This is a genomic window from Magnetococcales bacterium, assembly GCA_015231925.1.
Classification (GTDB): Bacteria; Pseudomonadota; Magnetococcia; order Magnetococcales; family JADGAQ01; genus JADGAQ01.
On record JADGAQ010000157.1, the window covers coordinates 2,381 to 9,944 of the forward strand.

The 7,564-nt window shown below is 60.8% G+C and carries 5 protein-coding genes and 2 pseudogenes; 2 read left to right on the plus strand and 5 right to left on the minus strand.

Annotated features, from left to right (window positions below; genetic code table 11):
* Both HQL56_14975 and HQL56_14980 read right to left on the minus strand, forming a co-directional pair.
* Positions 1-1,571: hypothetical protein (locus tag HQL56_14975; GenBank protein MBF0310823.1), on the minus strand; the 1,571-nt coding region annotated here is incomplete at its 3' end.
* Positions 1,568-1,948, minus strand: coding sequence for a hypothetical protein (locus HQL56_14980; GenBank protein ID MBF0310824.1), 381 nt, complete (start codon positions 1,946-1,948; stop codon positions 1,568-1,570). The genes HQL56_14975 and HQL56_14980, both read right to left, overlap by 4 nt.
* Positions 1,949-2,069: 121 nt before the next feature.
* Here HQL56_14980 and HQL56_14985 point away from each other — a divergent pair.
* Positions 2,070-2,225, plus strand: a pseudogene (locus HQL56_14985) (PriCT-2 domain-containing protein).
* 67 nt (positions 2,226-2,292) lie between these two features.
* Positions 2,293-2,987: pseudogene (locus HQL56_14990) on the plus strand (hypothetical protein).
* A 203-nt stretch (positions 2,988-3,190) separates the two neighbouring features.
* Here HQL56_14990 and HQL56_14995 read toward each other — a convergent pair.
* The 3 genes from HQL56_14995 to HQL56_15005 form a co-directional block, all read right to left on the minus strand.
* The gene (locus HQL56_14995) at positions 3,191-3,649 is read right to left on the minus strand and encodes a type II toxin-antitoxin system HicB family antitoxin (protein MBF0310825.1); all 459 of its coding nucleotides are present in this window, start codon (positions 3,647-3,649) and stop codon (positions 3,191-3,193) included.
* A gap of 719 nt (positions 3,650-4,368) precedes the next feature.
* A complete protein-coding gene (locus tag HQL56_15000; protein MBF0310826.1) occupies positions 4,369-4,734 on the minus strand; it encodes a hypothetical protein in 366 nt (121 codons plus the stop codon).
* Entirely contained in the window at positions 4,731-7,547 is a 2,817-nt protein-coding gene (locus HQL56_15005) for a hypothetical protein (GenBank protein ID MBF0310827.1), read from the minus strand. The genes HQL56_15000 and HQL56_15005 overlap by 4 nt, the downstream gene beginning before the upstream one ends.
* Positions 7,548-7,564 lie beyond the last annotated feature (17 nt).

Sequence of the window (7,564 nt, forward strand, 5' to 3'; positions counted from 1 at the left end):
TTGGCTTGCAACTCCCGCAACGGGGCTTCCCCGTCATGATCCCGGGCCAGGGCGGCGATGGCCTCGTAGAGCCCACGGGCCTCGTCGATCTGGCCGGCATTGCCATAAGCGTTGATCAAGTTGAACGCGCCCTTGGCTTGCAACTCCCGCAACGGGGCTTCCCCGTCATGATCCCGGGCCAGGGCGGTAAGCAGATTCAGAAGATCACTTGCTTGGAAAGTCTTGACGCCCCCCGCATACGCGATGACGTTGACCACCATTTGCGCCCAGAACAAGCGTCCCAGGAGACCATCCGGCACCTTCTTGGCCAAGACAAAAAGTCCAGGATGATCTGGAAAGTCCTGGGCGGCGCGGGAAAGGGTGGCAAACACCCGTAAAGGATTCAGTGCCCAGGCGGTGGCAAGACTATTACGCCGGACTTTAGCATGAGGATCCTCCGCTGTCGGCGATTTGGGCCGCAACTCCTCCAGAAACAGCAGTTCGCCCAGCAGGTCCGGTTCCAGGGGAAAAAGGTGGGGTTGCGCTTCGTCCAAGGTATGCCCCGTCATGGTCAGGCAGCGGGCAGAAAAATCTGGCTCCTGGACCTGGGCAGCGGACTTCAGCAGCTTCCTGACATACTTGGGCAGATCTTTGCGGCTGGTGTCCAGTCCGCCGCAGAGGGTGGTCAACACCAGCAGATGGATGTCCTTGTCCGTTACTCCGCTCTGTTTCCAATGGGACTGCTCCCGCTTCAGTACTCTCGTGACCAGAGAACGATCATCCCATTGCTCTCTGCCCCCGACCAGGATCGCCTCCAAAGCATCGGCGAGAAAAGCGGCATAGAGGGGACGTCCGCCGAAATGGAGCCTCTGCAAGAGTGAGTGCCACTGGGCAGCAGGGGGCTTCGCGCCCGGCCACTCTTTCACGATAAGTGCCATCGCTTCCAGGGGAAGGGGTGCGAGGGTCAGAGGCAAATCATACCGGCTCTCTTCCAGAATGCTCAACTGCTCTCCGCTCCCCCAAAACCTGGGCCACCAGGGAGCCTCCGGATTCGTATCGCGTTCCAGAAGCAACAACCGCAGTGGCTCAGTCGACTTGCCCCGACGAGCCAGGCAGGCCACCGATACCCCGGTCTCTTCTTCCTCTCCGGCAATGTAATCGAGGATCAGCAGGGTGGGACGCGAGGGCCATTCGTCCGGCAACGTCTGCATCAGGGTGTGGCGCTCCCGCGATCCGGTGCCAGGAGGAAGAAAACCTGCCTCCCATCCGTTCTGGCTAGCCTCCAAGGCCAGTTCGAAGGCCAACCGGCTTTTGCCCATCCCCCCCGGTCCGCCGATCATCCACCAGCAAAATGGTGTGTTGCAAGAATTCAGAAACTGGCGCAGCCGCGCCTGCTCTTCCTGCCGGCTGAACACCTGTGTGCCCTGGGAGGAATAGCGAAACCGGGAGGTGTTGGAGGACTGCCACTTAACCGGGTGCAGGTCGAGTCGTAAAGATGGCGTGGGCGGGTAGCAATTGTAGATTGTATTACCGACCTGGCCTCCTTGACCGACCGTTCCCACGTTAATCTCTGTGGAATTGCTGGAGTTCATCGGGAACCATCCCTGTCATGGTTATGAATGGTACCCGCCACCTGCCCGCCGCTGACATGATTCACATTGATCTGGGTATTGTGTATCGAGACTGTCGCATCCGGTAATGCCTTCCTCAAGGCCGTAAGCAGTTGCTCCCCTTCCGCGTCCAAGATCAGCCCAGAATTGGCCAACGCCTCTTCCAGCACCATTTTATGCCCCTCCGAAGTAGGCCGTTTCTCCAGGGAGCCCAGCGCATAGGTCGCTTCATGTTCCTGACCCAGATGAACCTTGAGCCATTCCTTGAATTGATCGTAGGCATCCTTGATCATGTGTCCTCCTACCTTATCGGCAAGGTAGGGTACGGCGGCGATCAGCACTGGGGTGATGGGATCCATGGCGGTTTGCTTCCTGTCTCAAAAGAGTTAACCCAGAACAGATAAACCTGAAGATACTGAATCATGGCAAAAACTAAAAATCCGTCAAGAAATATTATAATGGGTCAAACCCAATCCATCAACAATGTGTTTGTCCCATCACGACTGGGTGCGGGTCGGCATGGCGATCAAGGGCGCGCTGGGTGAGGCAGGCGCAGGCCTGTTCGCCGACGGGTCGGCTTCGTCCGCCAAAAACATCCCGGCGGCCACGGATCGCGCCTGGGCAAGTTTCCATCCCACAGGTCAGGATCTCCCTCGACGAGCACGGCGCACCGTGGTTCCACGCCGGGGATGTCTGCCGGGTGATGGGGTATGGAAACTCCAGGCAGGCTTTGGACTCCCATGTGGATCCAGTGATGTCCAGAAATTGGACGTCATCGACAGCCTTGGCCGCAACCAACAAACCAACTTCGTCAACGAGTCCGGCCTGTACGCCCTGATCTTCGGCTCCACCAAGCCGGAAGCCAAACGCTTCAAGCGCGGGGTCACCTCCGAGGTTCTTCCGGCCATTCGCAGAAATGGCAGATTCGGCTGCACGGATCGTCACGTCCAGGGCGCGGCTGCCATTGCCAATGGCCTGGAACGGCTTGTCCAGGCGCTGAAGCTGACCGGGGAGACCGACGGCATCAAACTGCCGCCCCGGAACGAACTCCGCGTTCCGCACAAAGGGGCGTTGAGTTTCCAGCAGGCCATCAGACTCATCCATATCGAGTACGGAATCGCACATCCACGTCCGGGCGGCGAACAAGAGCGACCTGCAAGCATCGGTGAGGGTGTTGGACCCGTTCATGGCCTTGCAGGAATCTGGCGGCAGCAAGAGCGGCCTGTTCGGAAAAGACCTGGGCGTCCCAGTCGGGGCGCGTCCCACCCCGACATCAATCACCCGGCCCGGCAGCTTCCCCGGCGCGATGTTGCAGAGGAAGGGCTACTTTATCGCCCCCATCCGCAAGGGGTCGAGCGTCAAAGGAGTCTGGCGCCGCACCGGCAAGGGGCGCCGTGAACGGATAAAACTGATGTACCTGTTTTCCCGGCAGGTGCGGCTCAAGCCCAGGTTCGGCTTTCACGAGACCGTGCGCAAGGTGGCATTGCAAAATTTCCCCAAGCGGTTCACGGAGGCATTGCAGAAAGCTCTGGCCATGGCTCGGTGATCAAGGGTGAAATCAGCTTTGCAGGGTTGGCGTTGTGACTCAAACCTACTGAGCTTTACACTGACGCAAGTTTGTTGGATACCCATGCATTGAGGGAAACTCCCTGCCGTTCTGCTTCAATGGCCAATCGACGGTGAAGATCTTTGGCGATGCGAACGTTGAATTGTCCACTATATTTTCTACGGCTTGGTGCAACAGGGATTTGTGGGTGTTGGGCGTGTCGCCCCGCAGCGACATGCCGAAGTAGTAGCGCACCGGTTCGTTTCTCCCAGATCGGAATCGTCGCCGGATGGGTCTTGAACGACAGGATGTTGCCGCTGGCCCAGGTGCCGCCCCAACCGGTGGCGGGCAAGGTGAAGTACGGTCTGGCGTGGTCCGGGTTGGTGGGTGCAAAGGCGCTGTTTCTGCTACCGGTGCCGACCGATCCGACCGTGTCACCAGCACAGGTGAAATCCGTGGCCGATGTGAAAGTGATGGTCCATGTCTGCTCGATTCCGGCGATGTGATCCACCATGCGCAGATCCGTAAGCGTTGTGGGTGCGCTGCCGGAGCCGTTCCAGCCGCCATAGGTGCCGGAGGCGGACGAGACGCCCCAGGTATCGACTTTGGCCCGGAGGTCGCCGCACTCCATCACCGAGGCCACCCGGGTGTTGGCGGCCAGGAAGGAGTTTTCCAGAGAGGTGCCGTCTGCCAGGGTCAGGGCCACCAGATTGCCGTTCCAGGAAACCGCCGACGGCAGGTTCTTGATGCGCACGAACTCCTCCTGGCCGGAGAGATCGGCCACGGAGGTCTTGTTGGAAATGCGGATCAACTGGTTCGGATTGAAAATCCAGTCGGTCTGCGCCTCGACGTTCACCTGGAGGGTGGTGGCCCCGATGGAGACGTTGGCGTTCAGCGTGCCGCAGCCGAACAAAAGCGGCGAGGCATTCATGCTGCCCTGGGTATCGGTCTGGGTGCCCTGGAAGATCACCACCCGGTCCCCGCCGGGAGTGGGCGTTTCGACGAACACCCGGGCATCGTACAACATGAGGTTGTCGGGACTGGCGATCTTGAGGAAGGTCTTGCGGTATTTGGTGGAACCGGTCGTCCGCTCACTGGCGGGCACGTCCGGCCAGACGTTGTTCTTGACGCCGTCCGGGATCTCCACGGTGGACATGCGTCCGCCGTTGGAAGCGGTGTCGCTGACGACCTGGGATTTCATGAAAAGGATCTGCTGGCTTTCGATGGACATGGTTATATCTCCGTGAGCTTGATCGTACCGTTGAAAAGCGTGCTGTGAGGCCGAATGGGGGTGAACGAGATCGCGGGTGGATCCTGATGGCGGAACATCACCTGGAACTCTTCGCCCTCCCAGATGAAGGTGAAAACGCCGCCGGGCTGCACGGCCATGGCGTGGATTGCCTGGACCTGACCGAGTGAAAGCCATGTCACATCGTCCGTTGCCTCCAGGTCGATGGGACGGCCACCCACCAGGGGTGCCGACCACACCACCTGGGATCCACCCAGGGTGCGGGCGGTCTCGACGGCAACTGGCGCCCAGGCGTAACGGTTGGTCCACTGGATGGAATCGGGCAAGATCAGGTCGCCAAGCTGTTTCATCGCATCCCCCGTTGCATCTCCTGCAAAGCATTCACGAACCGACGGACATTCTCCCGGTCCCCGCGCAGGGAGGCTTCCGGGCGGTTGTTCACGGTCAGATTGAGGTTGACCACCCCCTCCACCGAAGGCGTGACCGCACCTCCTCCGGCCAACGCCACCTGCGTGATCGTCGGAATCACCAATCGGCGCACGACGCCACCGAATTCGAACCGTGGAATGGCGGGCATCCTGACGGACGAGACCAACCCACCCTGGGCGAACCGGGGAAGGTCCGCCGGATTCAGCTTCATTCGGTTCATGGCGTAGAGCCGGTCCAGGCCGTAGAGCCGTACAGCGTGCCGGTTGAGGACGAATTCGCCTGCTTCCAGCAAAGCGCGGATCCTGTCCCCGCCACCCCAGCCGGGCAGAAAGCCGCCACGGGCGAAACCTGCAAGGCCACCCTGGGAATGGGCTTCGGTCTCTTGACGGATCACGTTGATGGTAATCGTCTTGTCCTGCAGGGCCGCAACACTGCTGCGCACCGCCTCGATTGCGGAGAGAGCCTGCCCGGTCTCTGCCTGCACCTGGACCGGATTGCTGGCGACGGTGGTTTTGAACTCCTGGAACTTGGCCAGTAGACCATCGATGGCCCCGCTGGCAGAAACCGTGTCGAAACTGGCCTTCACCTCCGGTTGCCAGCCGGAAAGCTCGGTTTTGAACTTCGCAAAAACGCGGGACACTTCATCGAGACTCGCCTGGACCTTGCCGGTCGCCCCCTGGAGCACGTTGCCGACCACGGTATCGAGCGCGTTCGCACCCCCCTGGAGTTCGGCCTTGATCTGCACCACCCGCTCTTTTTTCTCCAGCAGGGCGTCGATTTCGGTACCGGCGGCGCGGATCTTCTCCATGTTGGCGTTGATGAGCATGGTGTGATCCCTGGCCAGGGCGTCGTCCACCTCCTTGACTGCATCACGGACTCTGGCCAGGGCATCGGTTGCGGCGGCGGATTTTTTCTGCAGGCTGTCGGCGGCGGCTTGATGGGCGTTGCTCTCTTCCTGGAAGGCCTGGTTTTCGATTTGCGCGGCCTTTTGCATCTGGGCGATGGAGCGGGTGGCCGCCTCGTTTGCGCCGACCACCTCCTGGTTGCCGACCCGCACCGCCTCCGAGGTCTGCTCGGCCAGGGCGATCATCTTGTCGGCATTCCTACGGGCCGCCTCATAATTTCCCTCCCGCAGAGCGGCTTCCGCCTGGGTCTGTTCCTGGGCAATGCGCCGTTGGCGGGCGGCGTAGAGCTGGACCGGGTCCATCCCTTTTTCCGCGATCCCCTGGATGCGGTCGGCCACCGAGGCGTTGAAATCCTTCCTCTGCTCGGCCAGTTGCCGGGCGGCGTCCCGGTGGCGCATCTCCTCGGCGATCAGCTTGTCGATGTTCTGCCGATAGGCCGATTCGACCTTCTCCAGAATGCGCCTCTGGGATTGCAGCCGCTCCTCGTCGATGCGGGTGGCATCGAGTCCGAGGCGTTTGGCGTTGTCGATCTTGGTCTGGTACTCCCTCTGGGAGAGAGACAAAGCCTCGGTCTGGTAATGCCGGGCTGCGGCCAGTCTGGCGTTGGTCTCCTCGATCACAAAAGCGTTGGTCGCCTGCAGCATGGCCTGCTGGGAGAACTTCCGGGCCTCGGCCTCCTGGTTTGCCTGTTCGATCATGAACGACGAGCGTTTGTGTTCCGTGGCCTGATAAAAATCCACTTCGGATTGGAAACGGGCGCGGCGTCGTGCGAACTGCTCATCCAGGGCGGTGGTGGTGGTCTCGAAAGCCGATGTGGCGGCATCGACCAGAGCCTTCCAGGATTTGGTCTCGTCATCCACCGCGTCTTTGAGCTTGCCCCGGTGCAGCACCAGGGCCTCGTTGTATTTTCCCAGTTGCAGATCGGCGGCGCCAATGGCGTCCACCAGACCCTTTTTGGCGGCGGCCACTGGGCCGGAGATGGCAATCGAGAATTGCTTGAAGCTGTCTGCCAGGGTGGCGACCTTGCCGGTGGCGGAAGATGCCTCGCCGGTCATGGCCCGGAACAGGGTGATGATCTGTTCTTTCATTTGTGGATCGGCATGGATGCCATCCATGGCAGCACCCAACTCTTCCACGGAGAGACCGGCCTTTTTCGCCTCCTGCATCGTCTTGTTGATCGCGGCTGCCACCTCCTCATGGGTACGGCGCAGCTCGCTGCCGGTGACCTTGTTTTTCTCCAGGGTGCCATTCAGGCGGTCGATCTGTTGCCAGTTTTTCTGGGCAGGCGACTGGGTGCCGCCAGTGGCGCCGTAGCGTTTCGACATGCTCTCCTGGAAGGCGTCCAGCTCCTTGCGGGTCTCCCGCAGGGCTTTGGCCTGGGTCTCCAATTGCGAGGCCAGATCGAACTGGTCCCTGGTTTTGAGTTGATCGATGAAGCGGTTCAGCTTCCCGGCGTTGTCTTCAGCCGCATCGCCCACCTTGGCCATGATGCGCCCCTGGGCGTCGAGCGAAAGATTGGCCTCGGGCAGCAGGCTGGCCAGTTTCTCTTCCGCTTCGATATGCTCCTTGCTGCCTGCCTTGGTGTTCTCCAGGGTCTGTTTCAACTCCACCAGGGTCTTGATTTTCTCCTGGGCCGCTTCCCGGTTTTTGCGCAGGGCGACGGCGTTTTCCAACAAAGGCGGCACGGTGGATTCGGTGGCCTTGGAGAAGGCATAGGCCGCGATACCGGCGGCGGTCAGTACCGCGCCGATGGGCGTAAACGCCAGTCGTCCCGCCGCAATAGCCAGCGCACCCATTTCGGCGATCAGTCCGACCACCTGGGCCCGCATCAGGCTCCAGGCCAGCC

Bases quoted from the DNA above. Each gene is read 5' to 3' on its own strand.
- HQL56_14980 (MBF0310824.1), bottom strand. From the start codon at position 1,948: ATGGATCCCATCACCCCAGTGCTGATCGCCGCCGTACCCTACCTTGCC.
- HQL56_14995 (MBF0310825.1), bottom strand. From the start codon at position 3,649: ATGGTGGATCACATCGCCGGAATCGAGCAGACATGGACCATCACTTTC.
- HQL56_15000 (MBF0310826.1), bottom strand. From the start codon at position 4,734: ATGAAACAGCTTGGCGACCTGATCTTGCCCGATTCCATCCAGTGGACC.
- HQL56_15005 (MBF0310827.1), bottom strand. From the start codon at position 7,547: ATGCGGGCCCAGGTGGTCGGACTGATCGCCGAAATGGGTGCGCTGGCT.